The sequence below is a fragment of the Microbacterium sp. NPDC064942 genome (assembly GCF_049545525.1).
GTDB lineage: Bacteria > Actinomycetota > Actinomycetes > Actinomycetales > Microbacteriaceae > Microbacterium > Microbacterium gawkjiense.
In genome coordinates this window covers 131,060-146,198 of sequence record NZ_JBMWDR010000005.1, presented here as the reverse complement: position 1 = coordinate 146,198, position 15,139 = coordinate 131,060, and the positions used below count along the sequence as shown (strand labels likewise).

At 69.8% G+C, this 15,139-nt stretch carries 15 protein-coding genes; 9 read left to right on the top strand and 6 right to left on the bottom strand.

Annotation, left to right across the window (positions count from 1 at the left end; translation table 11 throughout):
- The first annotated feature begins 122 nt into the window (after positions 1 to 122).
- Genes ACPEH2_RS10330 through ACPEH2_RS10310 form a run of 5 tightly spaced genes read left to right on the top strand, consistent with a single transcriptional unit; the run spans position 123 to position 5,024 of the window.
- The gene (locus ACPEH2_RS10330; RefSeq protein ID WP_423718640.1) at positions 123 to 1,169 is read left to right on the top strand and encodes an iron-siderophore ABC transporter substrate-binding protein; all 1,047 of its coding nucleotides are present in this window, start codon (positions 123 to 125) and stop codon (positions 1,167 to 1,169) included.
- Positions 1,170 to 1,194: 25 nt separating this feature from the next.
- Complete coding sequence (locus ACPEH2_RS10325; protein WP_359919285.1) at positions 1,195 to 2,244, top strand: FecCD family ABC transporter permease; 1,050 nt, start codon at positions 1,195 to 1,197, stop codon at positions 2,242 to 2,244.
- Positions 2,241 to 3,290, top strand: a complete 1,050-nt coding sequence (locus ACPEH2_RS10320) for a FecCD family ABC transporter permease (protein ID WP_217531537.1) — start codon at positions 2,241 to 2,243, stop codon at positions 3,288 to 3,290. The genes ACPEH2_RS10325 and ACPEH2_RS10320 overlap by 4 nt, the downstream gene beginning before the upstream one ends.
- Complete coding sequence (locus ACPEH2_RS10315) at positions 3,287 to 4,096, top strand: ABC transporter ATP-binding protein (protein WP_359919283.1); 810 nt, start codon at positions 3,287 to 3,289, stop codon at positions 4,094 to 4,096. Before ACPEH2_RS10320 ends, ACPEH2_RS10315 begins: the two co-directional genes overlap by 4 nt.
- A gap of 22 nt (positions 4,097 to 4,118) precedes the next feature.
- Entirely contained in the window at positions 4,119 to 5,024 is a 906-nt protein-coding gene (locus ACPEH2_RS10310) for a siderophore-interacting protein (protein ID WP_359919281.1), read from the top strand.
- 58 nt (positions 5,025 to 5,082) lie between these two features.
- Here ACPEH2_RS10310 and ACPEH2_RS10305 read toward each other — a convergent pair whose 3' ends face one another.
- Genes ACPEH2_RS10305 through sufB form a run of 5 tightly spaced genes read right to left on the bottom strand, consistent with a single transcriptional unit; the run spans position 5,083 to position 9,147 of the window.
- Positions 5,083 to 5,412, bottom strand: a complete 330-nt coding sequence (locus ACPEH2_RS10305) for a metal-sulfur cluster assembly factor (protein ID WP_064002279.1) — start codon at positions 5,410 to 5,412, stop codon at positions 5,083 to 5,085.
- Between the two features lie 9 nt (positions 5,413 to 5,421).
- Complete coding sequence (gene sufC / locus ACPEH2_RS10300) at positions 5,422 to 6,192, bottom strand: Fe-S cluster assembly ATPase SufC (protein ID WP_217531329.1); 771 nt, start codon at positions 6,190 to 6,192, stop codon at positions 5,422 to 5,424.
- Between the two features lie 14 nt (positions 6,193 to 6,206).
- The gene (locus tag ACPEH2_RS10295; RefSeq protein ID WP_064002281.1) at positions 6,207 to 6,536 is read right to left on the bottom strand and encodes a non-heme iron oxygenase ferredoxin subunit; all 330 of its coding nucleotides are present in this window, start codon (positions 6,534 to 6,536) and stop codon (positions 6,207 to 6,209) included.
- On the bottom strand, positions 6,533 to 7,729 hold the full coding sequence (gene sufD / locus ACPEH2_RS10290) for a Fe-S cluster assembly protein SufD (RefSeq protein ID WP_253034465.1): 1,197 nt from the start codon (positions 7,727 to 7,729) through the stop codon (positions 6,533 to 6,535). Before sufD ends, ACPEH2_RS10295 begins: the two co-directional genes overlap by 4 nt.
- Positions 7,729 to 9,147 (bottom strand): Fe-S cluster assembly protein SufB, encoded by a 1,419-nt coding sequence (gene sufB / locus ACPEH2_RS10285; protein ID WP_064002283.1) that lies wholly within the window; start codon positions 9,145 to 9,147, stop codon positions 7,729 to 7,731. The genes sufD and sufB overlap by 1 nt, the downstream gene beginning before the upstream one ends.
- 220 nt (positions 9,148 to 9,367) lie before the next feature.
- On the opposite strand from sufB, the gene ACPEH2_RS10280 reads away from it, so the two are divergent.
- Together ACPEH2_RS10280 and ACPEH2_RS10275 are read left to right on the top strand one after the other, a co-directional pair.
- Entirely contained in the window at positions 9,368 to 10,285 is a 918-nt protein-coding gene (locus tag ACPEH2_RS10280; protein WP_359919278.1) for a COX15/CtaA family protein, read from the top strand.
- 85 nt (positions 10,286 to 10,370) lie between these two features.
- The gene (locus ACPEH2_RS10275) at positions 10,371 to 10,775 is read left to right on the top strand and encodes a dinucleotide-utilizing enzyme (protein ID WP_359919277.1); all 405 of its coding nucleotides are present in this window, start codon (positions 10,371 to 10,373) and stop codon (positions 10,773 to 10,775) included.
- Positions 10,776 to 10,797: 22 nt separating this feature from the next.
- Here ACPEH2_RS10275 and ACPEH2_RS10270 read toward each other — a convergent pair whose 3' ends face one another.
- Positions 10,798 to 11,724: a heme o synthase gene (locus ACPEH2_RS10270; protein WP_359919275.1), complete on the bottom strand. Its 927-nt coding sequence runs from the start codon at positions 11,722 to 11,724 to the stop codon at positions 10,798 to 10,800.
- A 221-nt stretch (positions 11,725 to 11,945) separates the two neighbouring features.
- Between ACPEH2_RS10270 and tkt the strand changes: the two genes are divergently transcribed.
- Positions 11,946 to 14,027, top strand: a complete 2,082-nt coding sequence (tkt, locus tag ACPEH2_RS10265; protein ID WP_253034469.1) for a transketolase — start codon at positions 11,946 to 11,948, stop codon at positions 14,025 to 14,027.
- Complete coding sequence (tal, locus tag ACPEH2_RS10260; protein WP_064002288.1) at positions 14,024 to 15,136, top strand: transaldolase; 1,113 nt, start codon at positions 14,024 to 14,026, stop codon at positions 15,134 to 15,136. The genes tkt and tal overlap by 4 nt, the downstream gene beginning before the upstream one ends.
- Positions 15,137 to 15,139: the final 3 nt, after the last annotated feature.

The window sequence follows — 15,139 nt, the reverse complement described above, 5'->3', positions numbered from 1 at the left end:
CCCCCAGTATACGGCGCGGATCAAGGACGATCAGGCCGGTCCCGGATGGGTTCCTCGGTTTCCGCCCGCCCCGGGTTCGTTGTAAGGTTAGGCGACCCTAATCACCTTCCCAGGAGACCTCCGTGCCTCGCATCCGCACTGCGTTCGCCCTCGCCGCAGCATCCGCCCTCCTCCTCACCGGCTGCGCCACCACGGCCGCTGCCCCCGCCGGGACTACGTCTTCGGACGGCGCCACCGCGTCGGGCGACGCGTTCCCCGTCACGATCACGCACGCGTTCGGCACGACGACGATCAAGAGCAAGCCCGAGCGGGTCGCGACGGTGTCCTGGGCCAATCAGGAGGCGGCGCTCGCCCTCGGTGTCGTCCCGGTCGGCATGCCCGCCGCCACCTGGGGCGACGACGACGGCGACGGCATCCTCCCCTGGGTCGAGGACAAGCTCGAGGAGATGGGCGCCGAGACCCCCGTGCTCTTCGACGAGGCCGACGGCTTCGACTACGAGGCGATCGCCGACACGGCGCCCGACGTCATCCTCGCCGCGTACTCCGGCATGACGAAAGAGGAGTACGAGACCCTCAGCAAGATCGCGCCGGTCGTCGCCTACCCCGACGTCGCGTGGGGCACCACCTGGCAGGAGCTCACCGTCATCAACGGCACCGCGCTGGGCCTGAAGGACGAGGCCGAGACCCTCGTCGACGACCTCACCACCCAGCTCGGCGACCTCACGGCGGGACAGCCCGACATCGCGGACAAGACCGTCATGTTCAGCACGTTCGACGCGACCAACCTCGCGGAGATCGGCTTCTACTCCGAGCAGGACCCGCGCCAGCTGTTCCTGCAGGACCTCGGCATGGAGCCCGCATCCACGGTCGTCGAGCAGTCCAAGGACACCGATCAGTTCTGGATCACCAACAGCACCGAGGAGATCGAGCGCTTCAGCGACCTCGACGTTCTGGTGACCTACGGCGACGACACGACGCTGGCGACGATGCAGGCCGACCCGCTGCTGTCGCGGATCCCTGCGGTCGCCGACGGTTCCGTGGTCATCCTCCCGCTGGCAAACGCGCCGCTTTCCGCCGCCGCCAACCCGAGCCCGCTGTCGATCCCGAACTCGCTGACGGCCGACTACGTCGACCTCATCGGCGAAGCGGCCGCCAAGGTCTCCGACTGATCCGGAACGGTTCGCCGCTCTCACGATGACCGCTCTCGCACCCGCGCCCGCCGCCGCCTCGACCGCGTCCCTCCGACGCCGGTCGGGGCGGCGGCGCGTGCTGTGGGTGCTGGTCCTCGCGGTCGCGGTGGCGGTCATCTGCGTGCTCTCGGTCACCTTCGGCAACCGGACGGTCGACGCATCGCAGATCATCGCCGGTCTGACGGGTGATCTGACGACGACGGATGCCGCTGCCGTCGCGCGCCGGGTGCCCCGCACCATCCTCGCCCTCCTGGTCGGAGCCTCGCTCGCGGTAGCCGGTGCCGTCATGCAGGGCGTCACCCGCAATCCCTTGGCCGACCCCCAGATCCTCGGCATCAACGGCGGCGCGTCGCTCGCCGTCGTGACCGGGCTCGCCTTCTTCGGCGTGACGAGCGCCCTGGGCTACATCTGGCTCGCGATGCTGGGCGCCGCGCTCGCGGCACTCTTCGTCTACACCATCGGGTCACTCGGCCGCGGCGGCGCGAGCCCCCTCAAACTCGCCCTCGCGGGTGCCGCGACCGCGGTCGCCTTCACCTCGCTCATCAGCGCGATCCTGCTCCCCCGGATCGACGTCATGAGCGTCTTCCGGTTCTGGCAGATCGGCGGCGTGGGCGGCGCGACGACGCAGAACATCCTCCTCGTCCTCCCCTTCCTCGCCGTCGGCATGGTCATCTGCGTCGCCTCGGCGGCGGCGTTGAACGCCCTCGCCCTCGGCGACGACCTCGCGACCGGCCTCGGCCAGAAGGTCCGGACGGCGCGACTGCTGTCGGCCCTCGGCGCGGTGATCCTCTGCGGCGCGGCCACCGCGGTCGCCGGACCCATCGGCTTCGTGGGACTCATCGTGCCCCACGTCTGTCGCCTGCTCGTCGGCCCCGACCACCGCTGGCTGCTCCCCGTCTCGGCCCTCGTCGGCGCAGGTCTGCTCACCGTCGCCGACGTCGTCGGACGCGTCATCGCGCGGCCGCAGGAGGTCGAGGTCGGCGTCGTCACCGCTTTGATCGGTGCTCCCTTCTTCATCGCCATCGTCCGCCGACAGAAGATGCGTGCCCTGTGACCGCCCTCGCCCCCGCGCCGACCACCCTGACCGCCGTCACGTCGGGGCGGGCGCGTCGTGCGCGCCGCCGCATCCTCGTCACCGGCGGACTCCTCGTCGCCGTGCTGGCGACGTATCTCGTCTCGCTGATGGTCGGACAGACCTTCTACACGCCCGCCGAGGTGTGGGCAGTGATGACCGGACAGACGGTGCCGGGTGCGTCCTTCACGGTCGGCGAGCTGCGATTGCCGCGATCGACCGTCGCCCTGCTGACGGGACTGTGCTTCGGCATGGGCGGTGCGGTCTTCCAGACGCTGCTGCGCAACCCGCTGGCCAGCCCCGACATCATCGGGATCAACGCGGGCGCGAGCGCGGCGGCCGTCGTGGGCATCGTCTTCCTGTCGCTCTCGGGGACCGCCGTCTCGGTGCTCGCGACCGTCGCCGCGGTGGGCACGGCGCTGACCATCTACCTCCTCGCGTTCAAGGACGGCGGCGCCGGGGCGCGCTTCATCCTCATCGGCATCGGTGTCGCCGCGATCTTCAACAGCGTCGTCGCCTACGTGCTCTCGCGCGCGGCCGAGTGGGATCTGCAGGCCGCGATGCGGTGGATCACCGGCAGCCTCAACAGCGCATCGTGGAACGAGGTCGTCCCGCTGGCAGGGGCGATGGTCATCGTCGTCCCCGTCCTGCTGTGGCTGACCCGCGACCTGGAGCTCATGCGGCTGGGCGACGAGGCGGCGGCCGCCCTCGGCGTTCCCGTCGAGCGGCGGCGCATCCTCCTCATCGTCGCAGCGGTCGTGCTGCTCGCCTTCGCGACGGCGGCCGTCGGCCCCATCTCCTTCGTCGCCTTCCTGTCGGGCCCCATCGCCGCGCGGATGCTGGGCCCCGTCGGCTCGCCCGTCCTGGTCGCGGGCCTGTTCGGCTCCTTCCTGGTGCTGATCGCCGACCTCACCGGGCAGTACCTGCTCGGGATGCGTCTGCCCGTGGGCGTCGTGACCGGTGTCCTCGGCGCGCCCTACCTGATCTTCCTTCTCATCCGCAGCAGCCGCTCGGGAGGCTCCCTATGACCGCGGAACGTACCCTCCACGCCTCCGGCCTGAAGCTGGCCTACGGCGACCGCCTCATCGTCGACGACCTCGACCTCGTCGTCCCGCCCGGGCGGATCACGGCGATCGTCGGCGCCAACGCGTGCGGCAAGTCGACCCTGCTCAAGTCGATGGCGCGACTGCTGGCCCCCCGCGCGGGGCAGGTGCTGCTGGACGGCAAGGACATCCACAAGCTGCCGACGAAGCAGGTGGCGCGCGAACTCGGCCTCCTCCCCCAGTCCCCGATCGCCCCCGAGGGCATCGCCGTCTCGGACCTCGTCGGCCGCGGGCGCACGCCCCACCACGGTCCGCTCTCCCGCTGGAGCCGTGCCGACGACGAGGCCGTGGCCGCGGCCCTCGACGCCACCGACACCGCCGCCCTCGCGGATCGCCCCGTCGACGAGCTGTCCGGCGGCCAGCGCCAGCGGGTCTGGATCGCGATGGCCCTCGCACAGCAGACGGACGTCCTGCTCCTCGACGAGCCGACGACCTTCCTCGACGTCAGCCACCAGGTCGACGTCCTCGACCTCCTCACCGACCTCAACCGCCGTCGGGGGACGACCATCGTCATGGTCCTCCACGACCTGAACCTCGCGGCCCGTTACGCCGACCACCTCGTCGCGATGGCCGGCGGGCGCCTGTACGCCGCCGGAGAACCGGGCGAGATCCTGACCGCCGAGACCGTCAAGGACGTCTTCGGCATGGACAGCCGCGTCATCCCCGATCCGCTCACCGGCCGCCCGATGGTCCTCCCCATCGGCCGCCATCACGTCCCCGCCGGCGTCTGACCGCACGAAAGCCGAGATCCCCATGTCCCTGAGCACGATGAACTTCTTCCGCGCCCCCGTGGCGGCGGTCACCGACCTCACGCCCAGCTTCCGGCGGTTCACGTTCCGCGACGAGGCGCTCGGCGCCTACGGCGACCCCGGATTCGACCAGCGGGTCAAGATCATGTTCCCGACGCCGACCGCCTCGCTGGAGGCGATGCCGACGGATGCCGACTGGTACGACCGCTGGCGCGCCATGCCCGAGGAGACGCGTCCCGCCATGCGGACTTACACGACGCGTGCGGTGCGGAGCTCCGCCGGCGAGGTCGACATCGACATGGTCGCGCACGACGTGATGGGCCCGGCGTCCGCGTGGATCGCCGACGCCAAGGCGGGCGACGAGGTCCTCATCCTGGCCCCGACCACCGAGCACACCGGCGTCAGCTATGGCATCGACTTCGTGCCGCCGGCCCGGACCGACGCCATCCTGCTCGCCGGCGACGAGACGGCGGCCCCCGCGATCGCGCGGATCCTGGAGCAGCTCCCCGCGGACGCGCGCGGTGTCGTCGTCCTCGAGCTCCCGCACCCGAGCGACGTCGCCTACGTGCCCTCGCACCCGGGCTTCGAGCTGATCATCGAGGCGCGCGGCGGGGAGGACCGTCGCCACGAGCACCTGATCTCCGCGGTGGCCGATGTCGCCCGTCGCCTCGCCCCCGGCGGGATCGGGGGCGAGGTCGAGGAGATCGACGTCGACCACGACATCCTCTGGGAGGTGCCCCGCACGGCGAAGGGCGGTGCCGCGCTGAAGAGCGCCCCTCTCTACGCGTGGCTCGCGGGTGAGGCATCCGCCATCAAGGCACTCCGTCGTCACCTCGTCAGCGAGGTCGGCGTCGACCGACGCGCCGTCGCCTTCATGGGGTACTGGCGCCTGGGGCGCTCGGAGAACTGACTCCGGCACGCGAGAGGGGCGGTGCGACGTGGTCGCACCGCCCCTCTCGCGGATTCGGTCAGATCGAGAAGCCGAGCGCGCGCATCATGTCGCGGCCGTCGTCGGTGATCCGCTCGGGGCCCCACGGCGGCATCCACACCCAGTTGATCCGGAAACGGTCGACGACGCCGTCCAGCGCCTGTCCGGTCTGCTCCTCGAGCACGTCCGTCAGCGGGCAGCCGGCGGAGGTCAGGGTCATGTGGATGACGAGGGCGTCGTTCTCGTCATCCCACCCGAGGTCGTAGATGAGCCCCAGATCGACGACGTTGACCCCGAGTTCGGGGTCCATGACGTCCTTGAGGGCCTCGGTGACCTCGTCGTACTTCTCGGGTGCGAGCGTCTCGGTCATGCGACGATCCTAGGCCTGCTCGCCCGCGACGGGGGCGAGGAAACGGTCGTACCCCTCATCCTCGAGGCGCGCGGCGAGCTCGGGGCCGCCCTCCTCCGCCACGCGGCCGTTCACGAGCACGTGGACGAAGTCGGGCTGGATGTAGCGGAGGATGCGGGTGTAGTGCGTGATCAGGAGCACACCCATGTCGGTCTGCTCCTTGGCACGGTTCACACCCTCGGACACGATCTTCAGCGCGTCGACGTCGAGGCCCGAGTCGGTCTCGTCGAGCACGGCGAGCTTCGGCTTGAGGAGCTCGAGCTGGAGGATCTCGTGACGCTTCTTCTCACCGCCGGAGAAGCCCTCGTTCACGTTGCGGGCGGCGAACTTCGGATCCATCCGCAGGTTCTGCATCGCCTGCTTGACGTCCTTGGTCCACGAACGGATCGACGGCGCCTCGCCGTCGACGGCCGTCTTCGCGGTGCGCAGGAAGTTGGTCACCGTCACACCGGGGATCTCGACCGGGTACTGCATCGCGAGGAACAGGCCGGCGCGGGCGCGCTCGTCGACCGACATCGCGAGGACGTCCTCGCCGTCGAGCATGATCGTGCCGCCGGTGACGGTGTACTTGGGGTGGCCCGCGATCGTGTAGGCGAGGGTCGACTTGCCGGAACCGTTGGGGCCCATGATGGCGTGGGTCTCGCCCGTGCGGACGGTGAGGGTCACGCCGTTCAGGATCGGGGTCTCGCCGGCTTCCGTCTCGACCGTCACGTGGAGGTCGCGGATCTCGAGGACAGACATGTCAGCTTCTTTCTTCAGTTCACGGCTTTGGTCACGGCGGGGTCGATGAGGATGTCGTCCCCGTCGATCGTGACCTCGTAGACGGGCACCGGCTCGTAGGCCGGCAGGTTCAGGGGGCGTCCGGTGCGCAGCGAGAACGCCGACCCGTGCGCCCAGCATTCGAGCGAGTCGCCTTCGACGAAACCGTCGGCCAGGGAGATGTCGCCGTGCGTGCAGGTGTCGCCGATGGCGTGCACCTCGCCCTGACCGTCCAGCACGACAGCGATAGCGACACCGTCGACCTCGACGCGCACGGCCGTGTCCTGCGTCAGGTCGCTCAGCTGCAGCACCTTCTGGGCGGTCATGCGTCGCTCCCGCCGGCCAGCTCCGCCTCGATCGCGGCGATGAACTCGTCCTCCAGCGAGGGGATGCCGATCTTCTGCACGATTTCGGCGAGGAAGCCGAGGACGACCAGGCGTCGGGCCTGCTCCTCGTCGATCCCGCGGGCCTGCAGGTAGAACAGCTGCTCGTCGTCGAAGCGTCCGGTCGCACTGGCGTGCCCGGCGCCGACGATGTCACCCGTCTCGATCTCGAGGTTCGGGATGGAGTCGGCGCGCGCACCGTCGGTGAGGACGAGGTTGCGGTTCGCCTCGTAGGAGTCGGTGCCCACGGCATCCGGTCCGATGAGGACGTCGCCGATCCAGACCGTGCGGGCCGACGCACCCTGCAGCGCACTCTTGTAGAGCACGTCACCGTTGGTGTGGGCGCCCTTGTGGTGCAGGTAGACCTGGCTCTCGAGGTGCTGACCGGCGTCGGCGAAGGACAGCCCGTAGAGGCGTCCCTGCGCGCCGGCACCGGCGAGCTCGACCGACGGGTTGACGCGGACGAGACCGCCGCCGAGGCTCACGACGATGTGCGTCAGCGACGCGTCGCGGTCGACGCGGGCCTGATGCGCCGCGAGGTGCACGGCGTCGTCGTCCCAGCGCTGCACCGAGACGACCGTCAGGGCCGCGCCGTCGCGCACGATGATCTCGACGTTCTGCGCCTGAGCCGCGGATCCCTCGTGCCGGAGCACGACCGTCCCGCGCGAGTTCGGCTGGGCCTCGATGACCACGTGCGCATGCGCGACGCCGCCGCGGCCGGTGAGGGTCACGACGACGGGCTCGTCGAGCTCGGCGTTCGCAGGGATGCGGATGAGCGGGGCCTCCGGCTCCTGCGACCACGCGATCGCGCTCACCACGTCCTCGGGACGGAAGACCTCGCCGCGGGGCGCCTCGTCCTTCTGCAGACGACGGTGCTCCACCGCATCCGGACCGGACACCTCGACGCCGATCACGTCGTGCGGGGCTTCCTCGTCCGCCAGCAGCGGCGCGACGCGGTCGAGCGGCGTGTGCTTCCAGTTGACCTCGCGGCCGGTGGGCGTACCGAAGTCGGCCGGGTCGAACGACCACGGCCGCTCCGACCGGGTCTGGACGGGGACGGTGGTCTCCGTCAGGGTCGCCGCAGGGTCGATGTGGCCCTTCGCATCGGATGCGGGGGCCTGAGTCGCTGTCGTCATCAGCCGACGGATCCTTCCATGCCCATCTCGATGAGCTTGTTCAGCTCGAGGGCGTACTCCATGGGCAGTTCGCGGGCGATCGGCTCGATGAAGCCGCGCACGATCATCGCCATCGCCTCGTCCTCGGGCATGCCGCGGCTCATGAGGTAGAACAGCTGCTCCTCGCTGACCTTCGAGACGGTCGCCTCGTGGCCGAGCTGGACGTCGTCGACGCGGATGTCGATGGCCGGGTAGGTGTCGGACCGCGAGATCGTGTCGACCAGCAGTGCGTCGCACCGGACGGTGTTGGCGGAGTGGTGCGCGTTCGCGTCCACCCGGACCTCGCCCCGGTAACCGGCACGACCGCCGCCGCGGGCGATCGACTTCGAGACGATCGAGGACTGCGTGTGCGGCGCCATGTGGATCATCTTCGCGCCGGCGTCTTGGTGCTGACCGGGACCGGCGAAGGCGACCGACAGCGTCTCGCCCTTGGCGTGCTCGCCCATCAGGTAGATCGACGGGTACTTCATCGTCACCTTCGAGCCGATGTTGCCGTCGACCCATTCCATGGTCGCGCCCTCATGGGCGACGGCGCGCTTGGTGACGAGGTTGTAGACGTTGTTCGACCAGTTCTGGATCGTCGTGTAGCGCACGCGGGCGTTCTTCTTCACGATGATCTCGACGACAGCCGAGTGCAGCGAGTCGCTCTTGTAGATCGGGGCGGTGCAGCCCTCGATGTAGTGGACGTAGCTGTCCTCATCCGCGATGATCAGCGTCCGCTCGAACTGGCCCATGTTCTCGGTGTTGATCCGGAAGTAGGCCTGCAGCGGGATCTCGACGTGCACGCCCTTCGGGACGTAGACGAACGAGCCGCCCGACCAGACGGCGGTGTTCAGCGCAGCGAACTTGTTGTCGCCGGCGGGGATGACGGTGCCGAAGTACTCCTCGAAGAACTCGGGGTGCTCGCGCAGCGCCGTGTCGGTGTCCATGAAGATGACACCCTGCTGCTCCAGGTCCTCGCGGATCTGGTGGTAGACGACCTCGGACTCGTACTGCGCCGCGACACCGGCGACGAGGCGCTGACGCTCCGCCTCGGGGATGCCGAGCTTCTCGTACGTGTTGCGGATCTCCTCGGGGAGGTCCTCCCACGTCTGCGCCTGCTTCTCGGTGGAGCGCACGAAGTACTTGATGTTGTCGAAGTCGATGCCGGACAGATCGGCACCCCACGTCGGCATGGGCTTGCGCCCGAACAGCTGATACCCCTTCAGACGGGTCTTCAGCATCCACTCCGGCTCGTTCTTCAGCGAGGAGATCCCGCGGACCACGTCCTCGTTGATACCCCGCTGGGCGACGGCACCGGCGGCATCGGCGTCGTGCCAGCCGAATTCGTACACCCCCAGCCCTTCGAGCTCGGGACGGTCGATGAGCACATCCGACATGACTTTCCTCCTCACGGGCGGCAACGGTGTCATCCGTTCCGGCATTCCCTCCCGCGAGAGGAGTGCACGAGGGGGATGCCGCTGCTGGCCGCTCTGACGACGCGATACCGCGCCTAGAATCGTTGTGCGGGCTGCGATGGGGATCGCGCTCGCCGACAGCTTCATTCTACAGGCACGGCCATCCCCCGCGGCGTGCCGGCCCTCGCCCGGAGGCGACCCCATGCTGATCACCGCGTCGACACCGACCGCCCCGCCCGCGACCCGGGTCCCGCGCCTGCTGCGCGTGGTCGCGTGGCTGTCGTTCCTCGCCGAGACCCTCATCATCGGGACCGGCGGCGCCGTGCGTCTGACCGGTTCGGGCCTCGGCTGCCCGACCTGGCCGACCTGCACCACGGACTCGCTCGTCGCGACCCCCGAGATGGGCATCCACGGCGTGATCGAGTTCGGCAACCGCACGCTGACGGGTCTCGTCGGCATCCTCGCCCTCGCCGTCGTTGTCCTCGTGTGGCGGATGCGCCGCACCCGCCGCGACCTCTTCGTCCTGGCGCTCATTGTGCTCGGCGGCGTCGTCGCCCAGGCGATCGTCGGCGGCATCACTGTCCTCACGGGCCTCAACCCGTTCATCGTGGGGTTCCACTACGTCGTGTCGCTCATCCTCGTCTGCGTGTGCGCCGCGTTCCTCGTCCGCCTCGACGAGCCCGGCGGCGCACGGGTGCGCGTCGTCCCCACCTGGTACGCGAGGCTGACGCACCTCACCACCGGCGTGCTGGCCCTGACCATCGCGTTCGGGGTGCTCACGACCGGAGCGGGTCCCCACTCCGGTGACGCCGCCGCCGGCCGCAACGGATTCAACGCCGAGATCCTCGAGCACGTGCACGCGTGGCCCGGGTACGCGCTGCTCGCGCTCACGGTGACCCTCGCCGTGGTGGCGTGGCGCCGGGGGCTCTCGACCCGGACGTGGGTGGGCGTCCTGCTGGCCGCCGAAGCCGTGCAGATCCTCGTCGGCCTCTACCAGGCGCGCAACGGCCTGCCCGAGCTCGCCGTCGGCGTGCACATGGTGCTCGCCGCCCTCACCGCCGCGGCGATGACCGTCGTCGTCCTGCGGCTGAAGGCGCCGGCGCACACCGAAACCTCATAGGCGGCGCATCGGTTCCGTCAGGGTGGGCCGGGAACAGTGGCACGGGTCGCCCGAGAGCGGGCGACCTCGACCCGGAGGAGAATCGATGAACACCCGCCCCCGCCTGACCCGCAGCATCCCGTTCTGGCTGCTCGTGGCCGGCTCGCTCGCATCAGGAGCCGCCGGCGGCGTCGTCCTCATGGACAAGCTCGCGAAGATGGAGACGGCCCTGACCGCCGGCACCGCGACCGGAGTGGACGTCTACGTCGGCCAGATCTGGGCGGTCCTCGGCGCGATCCTCGTGGGCGTCGGCGCCATCGGCCTGCTGCTCGCCTTCACGCTGGGAGCGCTCCGCGCCTTCGCCGTCGCGCCGCGCGCACAGCGGGCCGCGGACGACGAACCCGCGACGACGCAGGATGCAGCAGCGACGGAGGACGCTCCGGCGTCCGCCGCAGCCCAGGACGCGTCCGACCCGACGCCGCAGCCCGTGCTCGACAGCGCCGGACGCTGATCGCCTCGATCGGCCCGCTGCGTCAGAAGGGCAGCAGCGGGTCGATCGCGATCGCGACGAACAGCAGGGTCAGGTACGTGATCGACGCGTGGAACACGCGCATCGGACGGACCTTCTCGCCGCGGACGGCGCGCGCGTACAGCACGTGGGACTCGTAGATGAACCAGCCGCCCAGCACGAGAGCCGACGCGGTGTAGACGAGGCCCATCGGCGCGACGGGGATCAACAGGAGCGAGCTCGCCACCGTCGCCCACGCGTAGAGGATGACCTGAAGTCCCACCTGCGTGCCGTTGCGCGTCGCGCCCAGCATCGGGACGTCCACCTCGGCGTAGTCGCCCTTGTACTTCATCGAGAGCGGCCAGTAGTGCGGCGGCGTCCAGAGGAACACCAGGAGGAAGAGGATGAACGGGGTCCACGTGAGCGACTCGGTGACGGCCGACCAGCCGATGATGACCGGGAAGCATCCGGCGATCCCGCCCCACACGATGTTCTGCTCGGTGCGACGCTTGAGCAGGATCGTGTAGATCACGACGTAGAAGAAGATCGCGCCGGCGCTGAGGGCCGCCGCGACCCAGTTCGTGAAGACCCAGAGCCAGACGGTCGAGACGACGGCGAGCGTCCACGAGAAGACGAGCGCGCCGCGCGGCGTGACCTCGCCCGTCACGAGCGGACGGTTCTCGGTCCGCTTCATGTGCGCGTCGATGTCGCGGTCCAGATACATGTTGAAGGATGCCGCCGACCCGGCACTCATGGCACCGCCGACGACGGTGGCCAGGATCAGCCAGAGATCGGGCAGCCCGTCCGCCGCGAGGAACATGACCGGGATGGTCGTGACCAGCAGCAGCTCCAGGACGCGCGGCTTCGTCAACTGGACGTACGCGCGGACGGTGCGGCCGAACGACTGTCGAGCGGGCGCGGATACGCGCGCGCCGGTGTCCGTGAGTGCCATCGCCCCTGCCGTGTAGATCGTCCGATCGAGTCTACGCCATCCCCCGGACGGGGTCCCTCCGCGCCCGCTCCCCGGCTTCGCTCACAGCGCACGTCACACAGCGTCGACCAGGCCTCGTCGAGGGGCTCGGATGGATATGCTGAAAATCCCGGCGTCAGGCGTTCCCTCCTTCTTCCTGAGAAGCGGACGCCCGCGCGGACTCACCGACGAAAGGCTTCCAGGTGTCAGAGCTGGTTTGGGACGAGATCGATCGGCGCGCGGTGGACACCGCGCGCGTGCTGGCGGCGGACGCCGTCGAGAAGGTCGGTAACGGCCACCCCGGAACGGCCATGAGCCTCGCCCCGGCCGCGTACCTGCTGTACCAGCGGGTGCTGCGCCACGACCCGACCGACACCCACTGGCTCGGACGCGACCGCTTCATCCTCTCCGCGGGCCACTCCTCGCTGACGCAGTACGTCCAGCTGTACCTCGGCGGCTTCGGGCTCGAGCTCGACGACCTCAAGGCGCTGCGTACATGGGGCTCGCTGACCCCGGGACACCCCGAGTACGGACACACCAAGGGCGTCGAGATCACGACCGGCCCGCTGGGTCAGGGCCTGGCCTCGGCCGTCGGCTTCGCGTACGCCGCCCGCTACGAGCGCGGACTCTTCGACCCCGAGGCGGAGGCCGGCACGTCGCCCTTCGACCACCACGTGTTCGTCATCGCCGGCGACGGCGACCTGCAGGAGGGTGTGACGGCCGAGGCCGGTTCGCTCGCCGGTCACCAGCAGCTCGGCAACCTCATCGCGATCTACGACTCCAACCAGATCTCGATCGAGGACGACACGAACGTCGCCTTCACCGAAGACGTGCAGAAGCGCTACGAGGCGTACGGCTGGCAGGTCCAGACGGTCGACTGGAAGAAGACGGGTGAGTACGTCGAGGACGTCGCCGCCCTCTACGACGCGATCGAGGCGGCCAAGGCCGAGACGTCGAAGCCCTCGCTCATCATCCTCAAGACGATCATCGGATGGCCCGCCCCGGGCAAGCAGAACACCGGCAAGATCCACGGTTCCGCGCTCGGCGCGGACGAACTCGCCGCGACGAAGAAGGTGCTCGGCTTCGACCCCGAGGAGAGCTTCGCCGTCGCCGACGACGTGATCGCGCACACGCGCGCCCTCGCCGAGCGCGGTGCCGCCGACCGTGCCGCCTGGCAGGAGTCCTTCGACGCCTGGGCCGCCGCGAACCCCGAGCGCAAGGCGCTGCTCGACCGCCTCGAAGCGGCCACGCTGCCCGAGGGCATCGAGGACGCGCTCCCCGTGTTCGAGCCCGGCAAGGACGTCTCCACGCGCGCCGCATCCGGACTCGTCATCAACGCCCTCGCCGCCGAGCTGCCCGAGCTGTGGGGCGGCTCCGCGGACCTCGCGGAGTCCAACCTCACGACGATCAAGGACGCCAAGAGCTTCATCCCGGCCGAGTGGTCGACGCACGAGTGGTCGGGCGACCCGTACGGGCGCGTGCTGCACTTCGGCATCCGCGAGCACGCCATGGGCGCCATCGTCAACGGCATCAAGCTGCACGGTCCGACCCGCCCCTTCGGCGGTACGTTCCTGATCTTCAGCGACTACATGCGTCCCGCCGTGCGCCTCGCCGCCCTCATGGACATCCCCTCGGTGTTCGTCTGGACCCACGACTCGGTCGCCCTCGGTGAGGACGGCCCGACGCACCAGCCGATCGAGCAGCTGGCGACCCTGCGGCTCATCCCGAACTTCACGGTCGTCCGTCCCGCCGACGCCAACGAGACCGCTGCGGCGTGGCTCGAGATCCTGCGCCGCCAGGGCGGTCCGACCGGCATCGCGCTGACGCGTCAGAACATCGCGGTCTTCCCGCGCGGCGAGAACGGTTTCGCCACGACCGAGGGAGTCGCGAAGGGTGCGTACACCCTGCTCGAGGCGCCCGAGGGCGAGCCCGACGTGATCCTCATCGCGACCGGCTCCGAGGTCCAGCTGGCCGTCGCCGCCCGCGAGACGCTCGCCGCCGAAGGGATCGGCGCGCGCGTCGTGTCGGCTCCGAGCCTCGAGTGGTTCGCGGAGCAGGATGCCGCCTACCGCGAGTCCGTGCTCCCGGCATCCGTCACGGCGCGTGTCTCGGTCGAGGCCGGCGCAACCGGCCTGTGGCGCGGCATCGTCGGCGACAGCGGACGCACCGTCGGCATCGACCACTTCGGCGCCTCCGCCGACTACAAGACCCTGTTCGAGAAGTTCGGCGTCACCGCCGATGCGGTCGTCGAAGCGGCCCGCGCAACCGTCAAGGAGAACGCATGAGCACCCCCACCGAGGACCTGTCCGGCGCCGGCGTCAGCATCTGGCTCGACGACCTGTCGCGATCGCGGATCGACACCGGCAACCTGGCGCAGCTGATCGAGACGCGTGACGTCGTCGGCGTCACCACCAACCCGTCGATCTTCCAGGCCGCCATCGGCAACACGGAGGACGACTCGTACGACGCGCCGCTCCAGGCCCTCGCGGCCCAGGGCGCCGACGTCGACACCGCGATCTTCGAGATCACGACCACCGACGTCCGCGACGCGGCCGACATCTTCCGTCCGGTCTTCGACCGCACGAACGGCGTCGACGGCCGGGTCTCGATCGAGGTCTCCCCCGACCTCGCTCACGACACCGACGCGACGGTGGCGCAGGCGAAGGAACTGTGGGCGAAGGTCGACCGGCCGAACACGCTCATCAAGATCCCCGCGACGCTCGCCGGTCTCCCGGCGATCAGCGCCGTCCTGGCAGAGGGCATCTCGGTCAACGTCACTCTGATCTTCAGCCTCGAGCGGTACGCGGCGGTCATCGACGCCTACCTCGAGGGCGTGCGCCGGGCGAAGGAGAACGGGCACGACATCGCGACCATCCACTCCGTGGCGTCGTTCTTCGTCTCGCGCGTGGACACCGAGGTCGACAAGCGTCTCGAGGCCATCGGCACGGACGCGGCGGCATCCCTCAAGGGCAAGGCCGGGATCGCGAACGCCCGACTGGCCTACGAGCTCTTCGAGAAGCGGTTCGCCGAGCCGGCCGCCCTCGAGCTCATCGCGGCGGGCGCGAACGTCCAGCGCCCCCTGTGGGCGTCGACGGGCGTCAAGGATCCGGCGCTCCCCGACACCCTCTACGTCACCGAGCTCGTCGCTCCCGGCACCGTCAACACGATGCCCGAGAAGACGCTCGAGGCGACCTTCGACCACGGGAAGATCACCGGCGACACCGTGACCGGGTCGTACGAGGACGCCCACCGGGTCTTCGATCAGCTCGCCGAGGCGGGCATCGATCTGGTGGACGTCACCCAGGTCCTCGAGGACGAGGGTGTCGAGAAGTTCATCGTCTCGTGGCACGACCTGCAGGGCACGGTGCGCACGGCCCTCGACAGCGCACGCTGACCG

Excerpts from the sequence above, each read along its gene's own strand:
- ACPEH2_RS10295 (WP_064002281.1), bottom strand. The coding sequence starts at position 6,536 with ATGACCGCCCAGAAGGTGCTGCAGCTGAGCGACCTGACGCAGGACACG.
- ACPEH2_RS10305 (WP_064002279.1), bottom strand. The coding sequence starts at position 5,412 with ATGACCGAGACGCTCGCACCCGAGAAGTACGACGAGGTCACCGAGGCC.
- ACPEH2_RS10280 (WP_359919278.1), top strand. The coding sequence starts at position 9,368 with ATGCTGATCACCGCGTCGACACCGACCGCCCCGCCCGCGACCCGGGTC.
- ACPEH2_RS10275 (WP_359919277.1), top strand. The coding sequence starts at position 10,371 with ATGAACACCCGCCCCCGCCTGACCCGCAGCATCCCGTTCTGGCTGCTC.
- ACPEH2_RS10315 (WP_359919283.1), top strand. The coding sequence starts at position 3,287 with ATGACCGCGGAACGTACCCTCCACGCCTCCGGCCTGAAGCTGGCCTAC.
- ACPEH2_RS10270 (WP_359919275.1), bottom strand. The coding sequence starts at position 11,724 with ATGGCACTCACGGACACCGGCGCGCGCGTATCCGCGCCCGCTCGACAG.
- sufC (WP_217531329.1), bottom strand. The coding sequence starts at position 6,192 with ATGTCTGTCCTCGAGATCCGCGACCTCCACGTGACGGTCGAGACGGAA.
- sufB (WP_064002283.1), bottom strand. The coding sequence starts at position 9,147 with ATGTCGGATGTGCTCATCGACCGTCCCGAGCTCGAAGGGCTGGGGGTG.
- tal (WP_064002288.1), top strand. The coding sequence starts at position 14,024 with ATGAGCACCCCCACCGAGGACCTGTCCGGCGCCGGCGTCAGCATCTGG.
- ACPEH2_RS10310 (WP_359919281.1), top strand. The coding sequence starts at position 4,119 with ATGTCCCTGAGCACGATGAACTTCTTCCGCGCCCCCGTGGCGGCGGTC.
- ACPEH2_RS10325 (WP_359919285.1), top strand. The coding sequence starts at position 1,195 with ATGACCGCTCTCGCACCCGCGCCCGCCGCCGCCTCGACCGCGTCCCTC.
- sufD (WP_253034465.1), bottom strand. The coding sequence starts at position 7,729 with ATGACGACAGCGACTCAGGCCCCCGCATCCGATGCGAAGGGCCACATC.